Here is a 17,047-nt window from a genome sequence, read left to right as displayed (position 1 = left end):
TTTGATTCAGCCGGCGAGAGGAAGCCGGCTGTTTTTAACGGCGATATCCATCAATTGAACCCTTATTGCCAGAAGGAAAATGTATCTTATGCATTATTGACTGAAAAATTAAAAAATGAGATATTATAAGAAACATTGTAAAAAAATGGGGGATTTGATAGATGGATACAAATCATAAGAGCGAGAGCATCTGGAATAAAAATTTCACCTTTCTGTTTATCTCAAGGCTTGTTAAATTGTCGGGAGACGGTTTTGCCTTTAATTCCATTCTCTGGTTTTTGATTTTTGACGGTGAAGGGGCGATCGGCACGGCGCTGTTAATTGCGGTTACGTTCCTTCCGGAGGCGATGCTGGCGCCGATTACCGGGCCTTTTATGAAGCAGCATACGCTGAAATTCTGGATGTATTTTTCAGACCTCACGCGTGCGGCGGTCGTGTTAATCATTCCGGTCTGTTATTTTAACGGTTTTTCTCCTTTATGGTTTGTGATGCTTCTCATGATTGTGCATTCAGCCACCGGAGCCGCTTATAATCCTGCATCTATCTCTTTAATCCCCAATATTGTCGGAGAAAACAGCCTGCAGAAAGCGAATGCGGTCATCCAGTCATCAGGCCAGATCGTCAGGCTTGCCGCCATTACGCTGAGCGGAGTGTTTTTAACATTTATCAGTCCCGCCTATTCTTTGTTTATCGCACTTATATTCTATCTTCTATCAGGTTTTCTCGTACTCTTTATGTCATACCAAGTTCAGCATGACAAACAGGATACCGCCGCCGTCAGACAGCGCGGGACGTATTTCGGAAGGCTTAAACGGGGTTTTGTGCTCGTCAGAAAACACCAGATTTTATACCCGCTCGCTATCTATTGTATTTTCATGAACTTTGCGGCCGCTCCGTGGGAGGCGCTTTCCGCCGTTTACGTCGCCGAAGATTTACATATGCCGCCGATCATTTACTCGCTTCTGAAAGCGACAGGGACGGGCGGAGCTTTTTTAATGGGTTTTATTTTGGCTAAGGTGAGGGTGAACAAATACGGTCTCCTGTTTGTGTCAGCGGGAATCATAGAAGGGGCGGCATTTTTCATCACCGGCATCAACACGTTTCTGCCGCTCGTCTTCCTTGCGGCGTTTGCGTTCGGATCGGCCGTCAGCGCCATAAATGTGCCGGAGTATACCATTATTCAAACGTCTGTGGACCATGATGATCAGCCGCAGGTCTATGCCGTCATCCATATGATCTCCAACATATCCATTCCGCTCGGTGCGGTTCTTTGCGGATATGCGGCTAACGCCTTCGGTCCCGGAAAAGTCATTGCCGCCGGCGGTCTCGTTGAAGTCCTGTCAGGTCTTGGGATATTGTTCTTTACGAAGCTTGCCAAAGCGGAACGCACTGATCTCATCAAGGAAAAAGAAGCGAGCATCAGAATATAGCATTCTTGTAAAACGCCCTGCGCCGTCCGGTGCAGCGGCGTTTTTTTGTCGTAAGGGTCGGGGGGCTTATACGACTCCGGTCTGATATGAAAATCAATCTCTGATTCGTTTTGCCGGCCGGGGGATTTGTTTATAGTAAAGACAAGGAAATCGAAAGGAGGATCTGCATGAATATAAATGTTAAAACGGCAGGCGGCTTTCTGCTGATTGTGTTCGGACTTTCTGTCTTTTTCGGAGGAGGCCACTTCGCGTTTATCATCCCGCTGGCGATCGGAGGCCTGATGCTTTACTGGGGAATCAAACGTTTCTCAAACGGCCGCGCCGTATCCGGCATCATCGCGGGCGTCATCGGAGCTATGATTCTTGTCGGCTCTCTTCCATTTATCGTTGCCATCGGACTGGCCGGCGCCATGGTGTATGGCGGATGGAAAATGATGAAGCAGGGCGGCTCAGACACCGCTTCCCGCCAGTATGAACCCGAAGCGGCATCACCGGGATACCAATCCGGCTTTGACTCTGAATGGGAAGAATTTTTGAAGAAAAAATAAGGAGGAAGACAAAATGGTCTTAAAAAGAATAAGAGATATGTTCGTCGCATCTGTTAACGAAGGGCTTGATAAATTAGAAAATCCGAAAGTCATGCTGAATCAATATGTGCGTGATATGGAAAGTGACATCGCCAAGGCGAAACAAACGATCGTCAAACAGCACACGATCGTCCATCAGTTTAAGAAAAAACAGGAGGACGCTTCCGAAACGGCGGCAAAGCGGAAAAATCAGGCTCAGCTTGCTTTTGACGCCGGGGAAGAGGAGCTTGCGAAAAAGGCTTTGACTGAAATGAAATACCTTGAGGGAAAAGCGGCCGAACATGAAAAAGCTTACGAGCAGGCGAAAACACAGCTGGCCGAGCTGAAAGAACAGCTGGAAACCCTGGAAACCCGTCTACGCGACGTAAAGGATAAAAAACAGGCGCTCATCGCCCGCGCCAACGCAGCAAAAGCGAAGGAACATATGAATGCTTCTTTTGACAAGATTGACAGCGAAAGCGCCTACAGAGAGTTTCTCCGAATGGAAAACCGCATTGAAGAAATGGAAGTCCGCGTCAAATACGGCACTTCGGCTGAGGCGAATACAGAACACAGCCGCTCGCAATATTCGGATGAGGTCGAAGCTGAGCTTGAAAAAATGCGCTCGCTTTCTCTGGAAAAAGCAGAGCATCAAAAAGCGGCTCATGAATAATGTGCACAAGGGAAGGTCGGCGCTTTTACGCCTCTTCCCTATACGCACGTATCAATTATCCGGCTTTTCCTTTATAATAAAATGAATGAAAAAGGATGGAACGTAATGAAGCGTAAGATTGCCAAAGGGCTGATGGCGGCGTCCGTTTTGATCTGCTGTCTGTTTTTGGTGAAAGAAGTGTTTGCCGGACGTTTGTTTCCGCTGTACGAAACAGAATCGGTATCGGCAAGCGTTCCGCCTCATGCCGTCAAAAGCCTGTCCGTTTCGTCGGAACAGACGGATGTGAAAATCATTGCGGAAGAGCGGAATGACATCGCGGCAAACATGACCGGACCAGCGGGGAAAATGTTTGTCCAAAGCAGGGGGAAAACCCTGAATCTCAAAGCGAAGGAGAAACGATTCCAATTTTTGAATCTCTTTCAGCGTCCTCTGCTGATTGTCCGCATCCCGTATGAGTATCATCAGGACATCACCGTCCAAACATCAGGCGGTAGCATTTCCGTTGACGGAAACAAGGGGCTGTCTCTTGCGCATCTCGGCGTCCGTTCTGTAAGCGGGAACATATCGCTGAAGCATGTGAAGATGGATGTGTTTAAAGCGAAAGGGCTGTCGGGCGATCTCGAAGCAGCCGATCTTGCGGCTGAAACGGCGGAAGTCCGCTCATCCTCAGGGCATACCGGGCTTCATCATGTGACGGGAGCCCTTGACGTGAGGGTTGCTTCCGGCAGTGTCGACGCCTCGCTTGAGACGGCGATCGCTCCCGTATCCGTCAGGCTTGCGAGCGGCAGCGCAGCCATCAGCCTGCCGAAAGACGGGGATTTTACAGTAAACGCCGAAACGGCAAGCGGAAGGATTCAGCCGTCCTATTCCTTTGAAAAAACGAGTAAGGAAGGCGGGACCTTCACCGGCATGAAAGGCAGCGGCGCCAGGCCGATAGATATAAAAGTGACGAGCGGCAATATTGCACTGCAATAGACAAGGAAAGGAGGGGCAAGCAGCTGACATGGCAAAAAAACAGATTCTCGGACTTATCATCGCCTTATTAGGCGTCAGCATGTTTTTACGTATTATCGGCATTGGCGACTTCCTGTTTTGGCCGCTCTTTTTTCTGATCACAGGCTATATTTTTAATAAATACTCCCGCGGCTGGCTCGGCTCCGTCCTGTATATCTTTGCCGCTTTTTTATTTTTGAGAAACCTGTTCAGCGCCACCTTCAGCCTGTTCGGCTATGCCTTCGCCGCCTTTCTCATTTACGCGGGCTACAGGCTCCTGAAAGGAAAGCGCGTATTGGAGCATAAAGAAAAGAAAATCAGCCTTGAAAAAGAAGAACAGCCAAAGCCGGCCGTCCAGCCGGAAAGCAGACAGCCGGACCTCCGCAGCTTTTTTATCGGCGAGCTGCGCATGATGAAGGACCCGTTTGAGCTGAATGATTTAAATGTTTCCGGGTTTATCGGTGATGTGAAAATTGATCTATCAAAGGCGATGATACCTGAAGGAGAAAGCACGATGACAATCAGCGGCGTCATCGGCAATGTTGATGTGTACGTCCCGTCCGATATCGAAGTGTCCGTCAGTTCATCGGCTTTTATCGGCGATATGAACCTGCTTGGTTCTAAGAAAAGCGGCATGAGCACGAATCTGTATAAAGTGTCTTCTGAGTACGGCGACTCGCCGCGGCGGATTAAAATATCAATTTCTCTATTCATCGGCGATGTGGATGTGAAGTATTTATGAGGAAAAAATTACTCGCCAATATTCAGTGGCGCGCCATGCGGATGACCGCGGGGCTCAGTCTGCTCCTTTGCGCGGTGTTTATTGCGCTGATGCTGTTATATTACGGGCTTGATCCGATGCTTTTGTTTTCTTCCGGCTGGTTCGGTATTCCGTTTGTGGTCATCCTGCTTTTGGCGTCCCTTTCGGCCGGACTGATTTCCGGTTATGTATACGGCGGCCGTCTGAAAACAAGAATGGATACACTGATTGAAGCGGTTTTGAAATTTGAAAACGGCAATTTCGCTTATCGGGTGCCGCCGCTCGGTGATGATGAAATCGGTCTGGCGGCAGACCAGCTCAACGAAATGGCCAAGCGGGTCGAGCTGCAGGTCACATCGCTGCAAAAGCTTTCCAACGAGCGGGCGGAATGGCAGGACCAAATGAAAAAATCGGTCATTACTGAAGAACGCCAGCGGCTGGCGCGCGATCTGCACGATGCCGTCAGCCAGCAGCTCTTTGCCATCTCTATGATGACATCCGCCGTCTTAGAGCAGGTGAAAGATGCGGATGACAAAATCGTCAAACGGATTCGCATGGTTGAACATATGGCGGGGGAAGCGCAAAACGAAATGCGGGCGCTGCTATTGCATCTGCGGCCCGTCACGTTAGAAGGAAAAGGTTTGAAAGAAGGGCTGATTGAGCTGTTAAAAGAGTTCAAAGCGAAGCAGCCGCTTGATATTGAGTGGGATATCAGCGACACGGGTGTGTCAAAAGGCGTTGAAGACCATCTGTTCCGAATCGTACAAGAGGCGCTTTCTAACGTTTTCAGGCATTCAAAGGCGACCAAGGTCACCGTCAGACTCGGCGCGAAACATCAAAAACTTCAGCTTAAAGTCATTGATAACGGGGCGGGTTTTACAATGGATCAAGTCAAAGCCTCCTCTTACGGTCTGCATTCCATCAAGGAAAGAGCGAGCGAAATCGGCGGCATAGCGGAAATTATCTCAGTGAAGGGAAAAGGCACGCAGATCGACGTGAAAGTCCCGATTTACGAGAAAACAAAAGGAGAGAACGACAGTGATTCGAGTGTTACTGATTGATGATCATGAAATGGTCAGGATGGGTCTGGCCGCGTTTTTAGAAGCACAGCCGGACATTGAAGTCGCCGGTGAAGCATCAGACGGACAGCAGGGCGTCGATCTGGCCGCCGCGCTTTTGCCGGATGTGATTTTAATGGATCTTGTCATGGACGGTATGGACGGCATCGAAGCGACGAGACAGATCTGCGCCAAACTCGATGACCCGAAAATCATCGTGCTGACGAGCTTTATTGATGACGATAAAGTGTACCCGGTAATCGAAGCGGGAGCGCTCAGCTATTTGCTGAAAACGTCCAAGGCGGCGGAAATAGCCGAAGCCATCAGAGCGGCCGCCAAGGGCGAACCGAAGCTTGAATCGAAGGTGGCGGGAAAAGTGCTGTCAAGGCTGCGCCATTCAGAGAATCAGCTTCCGCATGAAACGCTGACAAAGAGAGAACTGGAAATCCTCTGTCTCGTCGCGGAAGGCAAGACGAATAAAGAGATTGGGGAAGAGCTGTTCATAACGATTAAAACGGTGAAAACCCACATCACGAATATATTGTCAAAGCTTGATGTCAGTGACCGCACGCAGGCCGCCGTATATGCCCACCGCAATCATCTCGTGAAATGAAAAAAGGAGAGCGGCGCTATGCACACTCTCCCCGCAGGACAGGTCATTGGGACATTCCTTTTGTTCCGAAATCTCTGACGGCGACTTTGACTTTGTATTCAATATCTGATTCACTGAAATGACGGTCCCAGTCAGAGGCCACCTTTTGCCACTTATCGGGGTAATGAATACGGACCTGGTCGCCTAACCCGGTAATATCCACTTTTAAATCATGCTGCAGATAATCGATGAATGTCATGACATCCGAATGGATGCTTCGTTTTACCGCGTTTTTGATTTCATTTATATAGGACTCCTTGAAGGAATCTTCTTTCGGGTTCCAATCCTCAGACAGGCGGCCTTCAACAAATCGGGTAACGATAAACTTGAATTTTCCGTTTTTATATTGTGTTTTTACATCATATTTGCTTGAAAATACCTCGAAGGATAAATAATAATTGTCATGCTTTGCAAACGTGACGCCCCCTTTTACCGTCCCTGTGAACAGGTTCATATTCTGGACTTGTAAAGGCGTTAAATTCGCATACCAGAATTTATTTTTTATAATGGTAGCGCCCCAGATTTCCAGTCTGCTGCCCACTTTGCGCACTTGAGGCAGGGCAAAGGTTTCGCCCTTGGCGATTCTCTCGGATATTTCCCCCAATGTCACAGGTTCCATCATCCGGATGGTGACGGCATTATTTTCCGTTAAGTCATAGATGGTATTTGACGCAGGCTCCCCCTGGTCGCTGACATTGAAAATATCTTTCGTTTTATCCGGCACCGTCATCACATTGCAGCTTCTTCTCGTTCCGTTGTCCCTGACAAACTGGTTCATTAATGCGTCAAACGGGATGTTGTCCTTTAACAGCGCTTCGGAAAACAGCATGATGCGCAAGTGCTGGGAGAAAGCGGGGTGATTTTTTAACGATGCCGTCCTTAAGGCTTGGTGAACAGTTTCCCCGGAAGTGGAAGTCACCTTTGTCGGATTGGTTGATGTCGACTGCTGGGAACTTGCTTTTTGCGGGATCAGAATCTGCTGCGTCACTTCCACGTTTTCTTCCTCAGGTTTATCGAGCCCGACGCCGATAACGAGGCTCAAGTCTTCTATATTACGGCTGTCCCAGCACCCCGTCAAAAGCAATGAGCAAAGAAAGATTACGATGTATTTCTTCATTGTGTTTTTTTCACCTTCCTTTTCACAGCGACGACTGCAAACATCAGTAAAGGCAGCAAAAAGAAACCTAAGAAGATATAGCCGAGAATATCACTGAACATCATCAGCTTGTTCGCGTCCTTTGGCATCAATGCCCCCAAGAATGTCGCAATCCCTACGAAGATGATGCCTTTTTTCTGCTTCAGCCCGAAAATTTTATGAAGGCCAGATGTCGCGAAATATCCGTACGATACATAGGTGGCGAAAAATTGGATAATCCAGACAACAAGTAAAAAGGACTCGAACCGTTCGATAAAAAGCCCTTTGATTTCAAATGATTGAAAGAGCGCGATCGTAGGCCAGATCATTGTTTTGACATCCTGGGTGGTTAAGGCGCCGACGACGAGCACGTAGGTAATGATGTATAAAATAATCGGGATGCCAAAGCCAATGGCCGACGTGCGGAACATGTGCTGTTTATTTTTTAGGTACTCAGGGAGAAACAGCATAATTTCAATGCCCAAGAAGGAAACAGAAACGACGGTCAAAGAGGCCATAACGGGAGAAAATCCCTGGCCGAGCACCGGCCGCAGGTTGTCTATATCAAATATTTTAAAGCTGAAGGAAAACACCATCAGCAAAATAATAATCGTAATCATTAAATAGAAAGGAAAGAGCCTGCCGATATCACTCATGCCGCCGATAATTAAATAAACGGAACAGGCGATAAAGATAAACAGCATGACCGGCACGGGGGTTTTTTCCAATAAAAAGAACTTGACCATTTCCGCCATCGCCCGGGCTTCGAAGCTGGCGACTCCTATAAAATAGAGACAGATCACCAGGTTGACGATATTGCCCGCCCATTTGCCGAGACCTTCATTCATATAATCAAAAAACGATCCGTATTGATGCTTTTTCATAATGAGCGTATTGAGATAAATCAAAAAGATAAAGATGACGCCTTCCAGACATAATGCGATCCAGCCGTCCGGCGAATTTGCCCTCGCTGACAGCGATCGCGGCATGGTGAGGAGCCCCGCCCCGAGCATCGTGTTGGCAATCAATGCCGTCCCTTGATAGCTTGTAAGTTTATTGTGAGTTGTTTTCTGGCTCATTTACGTTTTTCGCCTCTTTTGGTTGATTTTTAATAGGGAGACGGAGAATGGAGTCGCTTGCGTTTTTTAAGCTGAAAAACCCATTCGGCGAGAAATACGGAGAACCGAAGCTTCGCTGTCTCGATAAATGAGTATATATTGCCAGCATAAATAAAATCATGCCGTACAGCCCGAATGCTGCCGCAGCAAACATTGAAATGAAACGGAGCACACGGAATGAAAGCCCCATTCCGTACTGCGGCACCGTAAATGAAGCGAGCGCGACAATGCTGACCACGATGACCATGATGGAACTGACAATATTCGCTTCAACGGCCGCCTGGCCGATGACGACTCCGCCCACCAATCCGATCGTCTGGCCGAGCGGGTTAGGGAGCCTCAAACCCGCTTCTCTCAGCAGTTCTATCGTAATTTCCATCACCATTGCTTCAATGATGGGCGGAAAGGGAACGTTTTCTCTGTTCGCCGAGATAGTGACTGCAAGCGGCGTCGGCAGAAGCCCTTGGTGAAACGAGACGAGGGCGATATAAATGGCTGAAAAAAACAGTGTGATAAAAATAGACGTAAACCGCAGCGCCCGAATGAGCGAGGCGGAAATCCACCGTTCATAATAATCGTCGGGAGACTGCATTAACATTCCTAAAGAAGCCGGAACCACCAGCGCAAACGGTGAGTTGTCGACAAGGATGGCGACGCGGCCGTTAAACAAGGCGGAGGAGACTTTATCAGGCCGTTCCGTATTTTGTATTTGCGGAAACGGCGAATACTTATTATCCTCAATAAGCTCTTCAAGCGTCCCGGAATCCTGAATGTCGTCCAGCTTCACTTCGCTGAGGCGTTTTAAAACATCGCTGACGACAGACGGGTCAGCCTCATCATCTATGTACATGACAGTGGCGTATTTTAACTTGCTTTCTCCGAGCGGAACCTTTTTCGTTTTCAGCTTCGGATGGTTCGTCCGCTGCCTGATCATGGCGACGTTTGTATCAGAATCCTCTATGAAAGCGACCTTAGGCCCTCTTACAACCTTTTCGGAGGTAGGTTCTGTCACGCTTCTTTTTTCTCTTTTTCCCGTGGAAAGAATGTATACGTTATCAAGGCCGTTAATAAACACGGCGCATTTCCCCCGCAGAATGGAAGTGACGGCTTCTTTCGCCGCAGTGACGGGACGGGCGTCAATCTGATCAAGACGCTTCGTCACTGCCTCCAGCGTCAGGGTGTCTTCTCCCTGCAGCAGCGTTTCAATCGCTTCTTTTATTTTGTCTTCATCGTTCATTTCACTCAGATACATATAATAAAAAACAAGCCCGTTCGGAAGCATCTTTTTATTTTGAACAAGGTCATCGTTCGGCTCTAGGTGGGGCAGCACCATAGCCAGGTTTATGTGTATGTATTCCTTGAATTCCGATTGCGCCATCAACTGTCACCCGCCTTCCATTCCTTAATTGAGGTTATCTTTTCCTGTTAAAAAAATGATATACTATGATAAAGTAATTAGTGGTACAAGTTTTTTTATGAAAGCGGAGGAGAGATGTGGCACAAGTCAGACTGGCAGGAAATGCCGAAGAAATAGAACAGCTCATCAAATCATTTGAAGCGCATTACGAAGTGGCTTACACGTCGAAGGAATACCGAAAAACAAATCCGAAGTACAAATACTCTAAGGATTCGCGCGTCTATCTTGAGCTGAAATTAAAAACGGCCAAGACCGAAAAATAAAAAGGGTTTCATCGGTTACTGGCGAATAATACTCAGGGTGAAGCAACTGTTATGGAGGGATACATAAATGGACTACAGAATTGAAAAAGACACCATGGGAGAAGTTAAAGTTCCGGCAGATAAATTTTGGGGCGCTCAGACACAGCGCAGCAAAGAGAACTTCAAAATCGGTTCAGAAAAAATGCCTCAGCGTGTTGTGAAGGCGTTTGCAATTTTAAAAAGAAGCACGGCGATCGCTAACGAACGCCTCGGCAATTTAGAGTCTGAAAAAGCACAGGCGATTGCCGCTGTATGTGATGACGTATTAAACGGCAAATACGACGATAACTTTCCGCTCGTTGTCTGGCAGACGGGAAGCGGCACACAAAGCAACATGAATATGAACGAAGTGGTGGCAAACCGTGCGACTGCTTTATTGAAAGAAAAAAATTCTGATCTGAAGATTCATCCGAATGATGATGTCAACCGCAGCCAAAGCTCAAACGATACATTCCCGACGGCGATGCACGTTGCGGCGGTCCTTGCCGTATATGAGCAGCTCGTTCCGGCCCTTGATCAGCTGCGCGCGACACTTGACGAAAAAGCGAAAGCGTATCAAGACATTGTGAAAATCGGACGCACGCATTTGCAGGACGCGACTCCGCTGACACTCGGACAGGAAATCAGCGGCTGGGTATACATGCTTGACCGTTCTAAAGAAATGATTCTTGAGTCAACGGAAAAAATCCGCGCGCTTGCCATCGGCGGCACGGCAGTCGGTACGGGAATCAACGCCCACCCGCAGTTCGGTGAATTCGTCGCGGAAGAAATCACAAAAGTAACGGGGCAGACATTCAAAAGCTCGCCTAACAAATTCCATGCGCTGACAAGCCATGATGAAATCACTCACGTTCACGGTGCCTTAAAAGCATTGGCTGCCGACCTGATGAAGATTGCCAACGATGTCAGATGGCTGGCAAGCGGTCCGCGTTGCGGAATCGGCGAAATCATCATTCCTGAAAATGAGCCGGGAAGCTCTATCATGCCGGGCAAAGTCAACCCGACGCAAAGTGAGGCGCTGACAATGATCGCCGCGCAAGTGATGGGAAATGACGCGACAATCGGATTTGCGGCCAGCCAAGGAAACTTCGAGCTGAACGTCTTCAAGCCGGTTATCATTTATAACTTCCTGCAGACAGTGCAGCTTCTCAGTGACGGAATGAATTCCTTCCATGACAAATGCGCTGTCGGTATTGAGCCGAACCAGGAAACCATTCAGGAAAACCTTTCTAACTCATTAATGCTTGTCACGGCGCTTAACCCGCATATCGGTTATGAAAACGCCGCAAAAATCGCCAAGCTTGCCCATAAAGAAGGCCTGACGCTGAAAGAAGCGGCATTACAGCTGAACCTTCTGACGGAAGAACAATTTAATGAAATGGTGCGTCCGGAAGATATGGTGCACCCGAAAGCATAAACAGAAAGAACGGCTGCAGTCATTGCGGCCGTTCTTCTAAATAAACTGCTGTTTCAGTAAAAATCTGAGCTGCTCTGCATCTTCAGCCAGCAGGTCGGATTCCTTCAAATTCAGAATCATTCCTTTGATGATTGCCGGTTTCGGCGACTTTTTCTTCATTTCCGCTTCAAGAATATCCAAGCTCTCGGTGTATTCAGATGCTTGCGGCTTGTCCATCGTGCTGATGTGCGCACGGAGGGTCTGCAAGATTGATTGGCTTAAAGGATCGGGCTTCCCGTTATGAAGAGGCCCAAACAGTGAGCTTGCCTCATCAAGAGAAATAAACGCTTCATCATGTCTGTCCGCCATTCCGTTTACGATGTCATCAATTCTGTGAATCACAGTATTTGCGAGAAGCGCAGGCTGTACAGACCGGCCGGTCAGAATGAGATATTCAAGATACATCTGACTGATTCCTTCTATTAAAAAACAAAGCTCGGCGGTGTATGGTTCGGCTTTTTCTCCGTAAATAGCAAGAAGACTGTCGATATGAAACTGCAGGATCGACCGGCGGATTCTCTTTCCGCACTGGGCCACTTCTTCGGTATAAGGAAGTGAACCGTCTTTCATCTGCACGGTAATAAAATCTTTATGGGCGAGAATCGATTCATAAAACACCGCAAGCTGTTTTTGATAAGCGGCTCTCGGGCTGTCACCCTCCGTTTGGATCGTCGTGATTCGGGTAAACGTCTTATCATAGTAGTAATTCAGCATGGACAGAAGCAGTGCTTCTTTGGAAGGAAAGTGAAGATAAAAAGCGCCTTTTGAGATTTTGCATTCATCGGCGATTTCCTGAACCGATGTTGATTTGTACCCTTTTCGGGCAAACAGTTTAATTGCTGCTTCAATAATCAGCTTTTCTTTTTCCTTCAATGGTTCCACCCTTTCGGAGCCAGGAGGCTGGCTTGTGCTTCACGTGTGTGACTATATGGTCATATTGATATTCTGTAAATTTAACCTGATTGTAACTTGTTTTTTTGTTTTGTTTTATTTATATTATAAAGTGAGCTGACCGAATGGTCAAAGTTCTGGCGAAAGGGTGAATCTGAAAATGAAAGAATTAGATGAAATGATCAGCCGCTTGCGAAACAGAGGAATTAAAGTCGAAAAGGTGAAATATCCGAAAAAGACGATTTGTGAAAAGAAATGGGTTCATCAATGCCAAAAACCGCTGAAAACAAACTACAGAGATTTTAACGGCTACTCCTTCACATAAAAAAAGACTGCAATGAAACACTACAGTCTACTTTGGTATGATAATCCGATAGATTACACCCGATTGGTCATTTTCAATTGAAATTGATGCTTTATGCAGGGTTAAAATCCGTTTTACGATGCTGAGTCCTATGCCGAACTCGCCTTTCTTCCCTTTATTAAAAGGCTCGTACAAGCTGGATAGCATCTCATCCTCAATCGGAGGCCCGTCATTTTTAACCGTCATGACAATCTGCTGCTGATTTTGGCTGATCCGAATGTGAATCGCCGTTTCTGCATAGCGGATTTGATTTTCAAGAATGTTTTCGAGGAGCTTGCCCCATTGTTCCGGATCACCGGGCATCATCAATACATCTTCTGTTTCAACGGTCCACGATAATTCCTTCCGGGCCCATTTGAGCCGCTCAATGACTTCTTCCGTGACCTTCACAAGGTCAAATGTCTCATGGTGCACCCGCTGCTTCATTAAATAATCAAGCTTCGTTAAATATAATAAATCCTTAATTTTCTTCTCAAGCTTTTCTGCTTCGCCTTCAATGACATCAATTGTGTTTTTCAGGTCCCCCTTAGGAAAAATCCCGTCCTTTATTGATTGAGTATAGCCCCTTATCACCATGACAGGCGTTTTTAAATCATGAGAGATATTTTGCAGGAGCGTTCTTTCCGTTTCATCCTTTTGCACCAGCTTGCTCCGCATGTCTTCAATGGTGTGGCCTAATTTTCCGATTTCATCTTTTCTGTCGACGATGACCGGATCATCCCAGTCCTGTTCGGAAATCCGTTTGACATGCTTTTCTAAGGAGACGAGCGGACGCGAGAGATATTTGGCAAGCCAAATCGCCGGAATCCAGCTTAACAAAATGACGCCGGCAAGGATAAAGAGCAGCTGCTTGAACAGGGTGTATGACAGATCATCACGGTAAGAATCAAGCGCATATGACAGCATCATCGCATCCTGACCGTTAATGGTGAGGCCTTTTTTAATGACGAAAAACACTTTTTCTCCGCCGATGTCCGCGCTGTATCGTTTCGTGACGCTGTGCTGGCGGCCCGCGAGCTTGTACACCTTATGGATAAAAGAAGAAGAAAAGTAGTTTAAATCTTTGTCGCTCGCCGATTCTTCGCGCTCCGGTAAAAGAACGTGCTGAACGGATCGGAAAGTCGTCGGAGCGGTCGCGTCCTCACTGTAATATCCCCGCTCAATCGACCCGGGCAGCCGGTACTCCGTCAGCACATGCTGTTCATTTTCAATGGTCGTGTACGTTTCATCCGTGAAAAAATCCCGCAGCGTATTTGAGAACAGCACGAGCAGCAGAATCGAGATGGCTAAAAGGATACCCGAGATGACCACCCATATTTGAAAAGCAAGCGGCTTATTTTTCATGACGTCATCATCCTGTAGCCGAATCCGTAAATGGTTTCAACCTTTAAGCCGGGCATTTTTTTCCGCAGCCTCCGCACAAGATCATCGACCACCCGGTCAGTGCCGAAATAGTCATGGCCCCATATTTTCAGCAGGATATCTTCCCTGGAAAAGGGGTGTCCTTTATGGTGAAGAAATAAAAGCAGCAGATCAAATTCCTTAGACGTCAAATTGACCAGGCTGCCGGTTTCATCATAAACCTCTCTGGCATCTTCGATCACATTGTAGGTGGAAACGGTGAGGCCGGTTTTTTTGGGAGCGGGCTGTTCTTTATACACAAGCTCCAGCAGTTTCTGAACCCGTATAATGAGCTCTCTCGGCAAAAAAGGCTTGGCGATATAATCATTGCTTCCAAGCTCTAACCCGAGAACTCTGTCAATATCGGCATCCCGGGCGGAAATGAAAATGACCGGCACATCGGGATCTTTTTCTTTTATTTCTTTTATTAATGTATAGCCGTCCGTATCCGGCAGCATGATGTCAAGAATCCACAGGTGGGGAGACGGCTGCATCTGCTTTCTGGCTTCTTCGCCTTTTGTGAAAGATGTAATGTTCCAGCCTTCATTCTCTAAATATTTTGTGAGCAGTTCATTCAGATTGTCCTCATCTTCAACTAGATAAATGGTGTATGACAAGGCAGTTCACATCCTTTCAACGTCATTATACTAGTTTTAACACACTCAGGCCGCATTTTCATAATTTCACATATTCTTTTCATTTTTATCCCACAATGTTTGTTTATGATGTGTATAAGGGAAGAAAGGAAGAAAAAAAGCGGGGAAGATAACATGTTCAAACACATTTTGTTTTGGAGCTTTGCTTTTCTCCTTATTATTGGGACAATAGAACTTGTACATGCGATGAATATGTAATGAATAGAATGAGAACCACTGAAGGAGTGTGCGTGAATATGAACGATCAGCGAGATGACGGCATCAGCCGCGATCAGTCAGATCTTTCACATACGGAGCAAAACGGCAATGAACAGCAGCGGATCAGCCATCAGGAACCTGAGCTGCTTGAAGGCCCCGTCTCTAAAGAAGCGGAAAAAGAGACGGCGGCCGGTACGGAATTTGAAAAAACGGCTGCCGTGAAAAAAGAAAAAAAACGGAGAGCCGCTTGGCTGAGCCCGATTTTAGGCGGCATTATCGGCGGCGGCCTCGTGCTTGGCATTGTGCCGAATCTGCCGGGTGAGCAGCATAAGGCAGAATCTGTTTCTGATACGGCGAAACAAGTTCAGTCTGCGAATTTTACGTCAACGCCTTTGAAAAATACCTCAAGTGTGGCAGATATGGTAGAAGATTTGGAGCCTGCGATTGTCGGAGTGTCCAACTATCAAGCGTCGCAAAGCGGCCAATTCGGACTTGACGGCGGTTCAAGCTCTGAAACGGAGAGCGGCACGGGGTCAGGCGTCATTTTCAAAAAAGACGGCCAAAAAGCGTACATCATCACAAACAACCATGTCGTAGAAGGAGCAAACAAGCTGTCGGTCACTCTTTATAACGGGAAAACCGAAACGGCAAAGCTTGTCGGAAAGGATGCCATCAGTGACCTGGCCGTACTGGAAATCAGCTCGTCCAATGTCAAAAAAGCGGCCAGCTTCGGCGATTCTTCACAGCTGCGCATTGCCGATAAGGTAATCGCCATCGGCAACCCGCTCGGCCAGCAGTTTTCCGGCACCGTCACACAAGGTGTGATCAGCGGACTGAACAGAACGGTAGACGCCGACACTTCCCAAGGCACGGTGGAAATGAACGTGATTCAGACGGATGCGGCGATTAATCCCGGTAACAGCGGCGGGCCGTTAATCAACTCCAGCGGCCAGGTCATCGGGATCAACAGCATGAAAGTCAGTGAAAACGGCGTGGAATCACTCGGCTTCGCCATTCCGAGCAACGATGTGGAACCGATTGTCGACCAGCTGCTTGCAAAAGGAAAAGTCGAGCGTCCGTTTTTAGGCGTGCAGATGATTGATATGTCGCAAGTGCCGGAAACCTATCAGGAAAACACGCTCGGATTGTTCGGCGACCAGCTGTCTAAGGGCGTTTACGTAAAAGAAGTGCAGTCCGGCTCACCGGCTGCGAAAGCGGGCATCAAATCAAATGACGTCATCGTAAAATTGAACGGCAAAGATGTCGGCAGCAGCGCCGATATCAGACAGATTCTGTATAACCAGCTGAAAATCGGCGATAAAACGACTGTTCAAGTTCTCAGAGGCGGCAGCAAAAAGACGCTGAACATCACATTAACGAAACAAACTGAAAGCGCAAGCTGAACGCATAAAAAAAGCTGAACCTCCGCCTGAGGTTCAGCTTTTTTCGTCATTCTCCTAAGTAGGCTGACAGCATCCACACATGCTTGTCCGCTTCTTCAACTAATCCGACAAACAAATCGGCTGTTGACGGGTCATTTTGTTCCTCGGCGATGCCGATGACAAATTTTGATTCACGGCTGATCTGTTTGTAGTCTTGAACGAGTGATTCTACCATTTCAGAAGCAGTCTTTTCCTGTCCTTCATCCGTAATGGAAGCTTGTTCCAGGTAGCTGTGAAAAGTCGCCGCGGGCTGTCCGCCGATGGCCAGAAGACGCTCTGCGATGGCATCCGCCGTTTCCGCCGCTTCGTTATACAGTTCTTCAAACTTTTCATGCAGCGTAAAGAAATGAGGGCCTTTTACATACCAATGGAAGCGGTGCAGCTTAGAGTAAAGGATAAACCAGTTTGATAATTGGGTGTTCATTGATTTCTCAACTAGATTTTCAGTTTTTTTCGCGTTTTGTGTATTCATATTTATCGTCCTCCCTGTGATCTGTTAATTTAATTATATCACGTATCAAATAAAAATCAATAC

Annotated in this window: 18 protein-coding genes; 11 read left to right on the top strand and 7 right to left on the bottom strand. The window is 47.3% G+C overall.

Translation table 11 applies throughout. The features are described from left to right. Nucleotides 1–161: 161 nt before the first annotated feature. The 7 genes from AD710_RS04145 (at nucleotide 162) to AD710_RS04115 (ending at nucleotide 6,093) form a co-directional block, all read left to right on the top strand. A complete protein-coding gene (locus tag AD710_RS04145) occupies nucleotides 162–1,430 on the top strand; it encodes an MFS transporter (RefSeq protein WP_049627344.1) in 1,269 nt (422 codons plus the stop codon). Nucleotides 1,431–1,597: 167 nt separating this feature from the next. Continuing rightward, entirely contained in the window at nucleotides 1,598–1,978 is a 381-nt protein-coding gene (locus AD710_RS04140) for a protein liaI (RefSeq protein ID WP_049627343.1), read from the top strand. 13 nt (nucleotides 1,979–1,991) lie between these two features. Continuing rightward, nucleotides 1,992–2,669, top strand: a complete 678-nt coding sequence (gene liaH, locus AD710_RS04135; protein ID WP_047477575.1) for a stress responsive protein LiaH — start codon at nucleotides 1,992–1,994, stop codon at nucleotides 2,667–2,669. A 105-nt stretch (nucleotides 2,670–2,774) separates the two neighbouring features. Then, on the top strand, nucleotides 2,775–3,644 hold the full coding sequence (liaG, locus tag AD710_RS04130) for a LiaG family protein (protein ID WP_049627342.1): 870 nt from the start codon (nucleotides 2,775–2,777) through the stop codon (nucleotides 3,642–3,644). Nucleotides 3,645–3,672: 28 nt separating this feature from the next. After that, nucleotides 3,673–4,404, top strand: a complete 732-nt coding sequence (gene liaF / locus AD710_RS04125) for a cell wall-active antibiotics response protein LiaF (RefSeq protein ID WP_047477581.1) — start codon at nucleotides 3,673–3,675, stop codon at nucleotides 4,402–4,404. After that, entirely contained in the window at nucleotides 4,401–5,483 is a 1,083-nt protein-coding gene (gene liaS / locus AD710_RS04120; RefSeq protein ID WP_045925986.1) for a two-component system sensor histidine kinase LiaS, read from the top strand. Before liaF ends, liaS begins: the two co-directional genes overlap by 4 nt. Beyond that, nucleotides 5,461–6,093, top strand: a complete 633-nt coding sequence (locus AD710_RS04115) for a two-component system response regulator LiaR (RefSeq protein ID WP_016937973.1) — start codon at nucleotides 5,461–5,463, stop codon at nucleotides 6,091–6,093. The genes liaS and AD710_RS04115 overlap by 23 nt, the downstream gene beginning before the upstream one ends. Before the next feature lie 43 nt (nucleotides 6,094–6,136). On the opposite strand, the gene AD710_RS04110 is transcribed toward AD710_RS04115, so the two are convergent. The 3 genes from AD710_RS04110 to AD710_RS04100 are packed head-to-tail and all read right to left on the bottom strand — an operon-like array spanning nucleotide 6,137 to nucleotide 9,763. Further along, the gene (locus AD710_RS04110) at nucleotides 6,137–7,249 is read right to left on the bottom strand and encodes a Ger(x)C family spore germination protein (protein ID WP_049627341.1); all 1,113 of its coding nucleotides are present in this window, start codon (nucleotides 7,247–7,249) and stop codon (nucleotides 6,137–6,139) included. After that, nucleotides 7,246–8,346, bottom strand: coding sequence for a spore germination protein (locus AD710_RS04105; protein ID WP_049627340.1), 1,101 nt, complete (start codon nucleotides 8,344–8,346; stop codon nucleotides 7,246–7,248). The genes AD710_RS04110 and AD710_RS04105 overlap by 4 nt, the downstream gene beginning before the upstream one ends. Further along, complete coding sequence (locus AD710_RS04100) at nucleotides 8,321–9,763, bottom strand: spore germination receptor protein GerAA (protein ID WP_045925989.1); 1,443 nt, start codon at nucleotides 9,761–9,763, stop codon at nucleotides 8,321–8,323. The genes AD710_RS04105 and AD710_RS04100 overlap by 26 nt, the downstream gene beginning before the upstream one ends. A 116-nt stretch (nucleotides 9,764–9,879) precedes the next feature. Here AD710_RS04100 and AD710_RS04095 point away from each other — a divergent pair, with 116 nt between their 5' ends. Together AD710_RS04095 and fumC are read left to right on the top strand one after the other, a co-directional pair. After that, nucleotides 9,880–10,065, top strand: coding sequence for a YvzF family protein (locus AD710_RS04095; RefSeq protein ID WP_016937977.1), 186 nt, complete (start codon nucleotides 9,880–9,882; stop codon nucleotides 10,063–10,065). A gap of 67 nt (nucleotides 10,066–10,132) precedes the next feature. Continuing rightward, nucleotides 10,133–11,521: a class II fumarate hydratase gene (fumC, locus tag AD710_RS04090; RefSeq protein ID WP_049627339.1), complete on the top strand. Its 1,389-nt coding sequence runs from the start codon at nucleotides 10,133–10,135 to the stop codon at nucleotides 11,519–11,521. Nucleotides 11,522–11,557: 36 nt separating this feature from the next. On the opposite strand, the gene AD710_RS04085 is transcribed toward fumC, so the two are convergent. Beyond that, entirely contained in the window at nucleotides 11,558–12,433 is an 876-nt protein-coding gene (locus AD710_RS04085; protein WP_047477593.1) for a TetR/AcrR family transcriptional regulator, read from the bottom strand. Between the two features lie 178 nt (nucleotides 12,434–12,611). Between AD710_RS04085 and spxO the strand changes: the two genes are divergently transcribed. Next, a complete protein-coding gene (gene spxO, locus AD710_RS19485) occupies nucleotides 12,612–12,776 on the top strand; it encodes an anti-adapter protein SpxO (RefSeq protein WP_007410067.1) in 165 nt (54 codons plus the stop codon). A gap of 27 nt (nucleotides 12,777–12,803) precedes the next feature. Here spxO and AD710_RS04080 read toward each other — a convergent pair whose 3' ends face one another. After that, entirely contained in the window at nucleotides 12,804–14,159 is a 1,356-nt protein-coding gene (locus tag AD710_RS04080; RefSeq protein WP_049627338.1) for a two-component system sensor histidine kinase CssS, read from the bottom strand. Then, on the bottom strand, nucleotides 14,156–14,833 hold the full coding sequence (locus AD710_RS04075; RefSeq protein WP_016937981.1) for a two-component system response regulator CssR: 678 nt from the start codon (nucleotides 14,831–14,833) through the stop codon (nucleotides 14,156–14,158). The genes AD710_RS04080 and AD710_RS04075 overlap by 4 nt, the downstream gene beginning before the upstream one ends. 275 nt (nucleotides 14,834–15,108) lie before the next feature. Between AD710_RS04075 and AD710_RS04070 the strand changes: the two genes are divergently transcribed. Beyond that, nucleotides 15,109–16,473, top strand: a complete 1,365-nt coding sequence (locus AD710_RS04070) for a S1C family serine protease (RefSeq protein ID WP_049627337.1) — start codon at nucleotides 15,109–15,111, stop codon at nucleotides 16,471–16,473. Between the two features lie 46 nt (nucleotides 16,474–16,519). Here the strand turns inward: AD710_RS04070 and AD710_RS04065 are convergent, their stop codons facing one another. Then, on the bottom strand, nucleotides 16,520–16,984 hold the full coding sequence (locus tag AD710_RS04065) for a Dps family protein (RefSeq protein ID WP_016937983.1): 465 nt from the start codon (nucleotides 16,982–16,984) through the stop codon (nucleotides 16,520–16,522). Nucleotides 16,985–17,047: the final 63 nt, after the last annotated feature.

Origin of the sequence: Bacillus sp. JFL15, from assembly GCF_001184225.1 — a bacterium.
GTDB classification, from domain to species: Bacteria; Bacillota; Bacilli; order Bacillales; family Bacillaceae; genus Bacillus; species Bacillus siamensis.
Note: the sequence above shows the minus strand (reverse complement) of the source record. Positions and strands in the feature narration are given on the sequence as shown.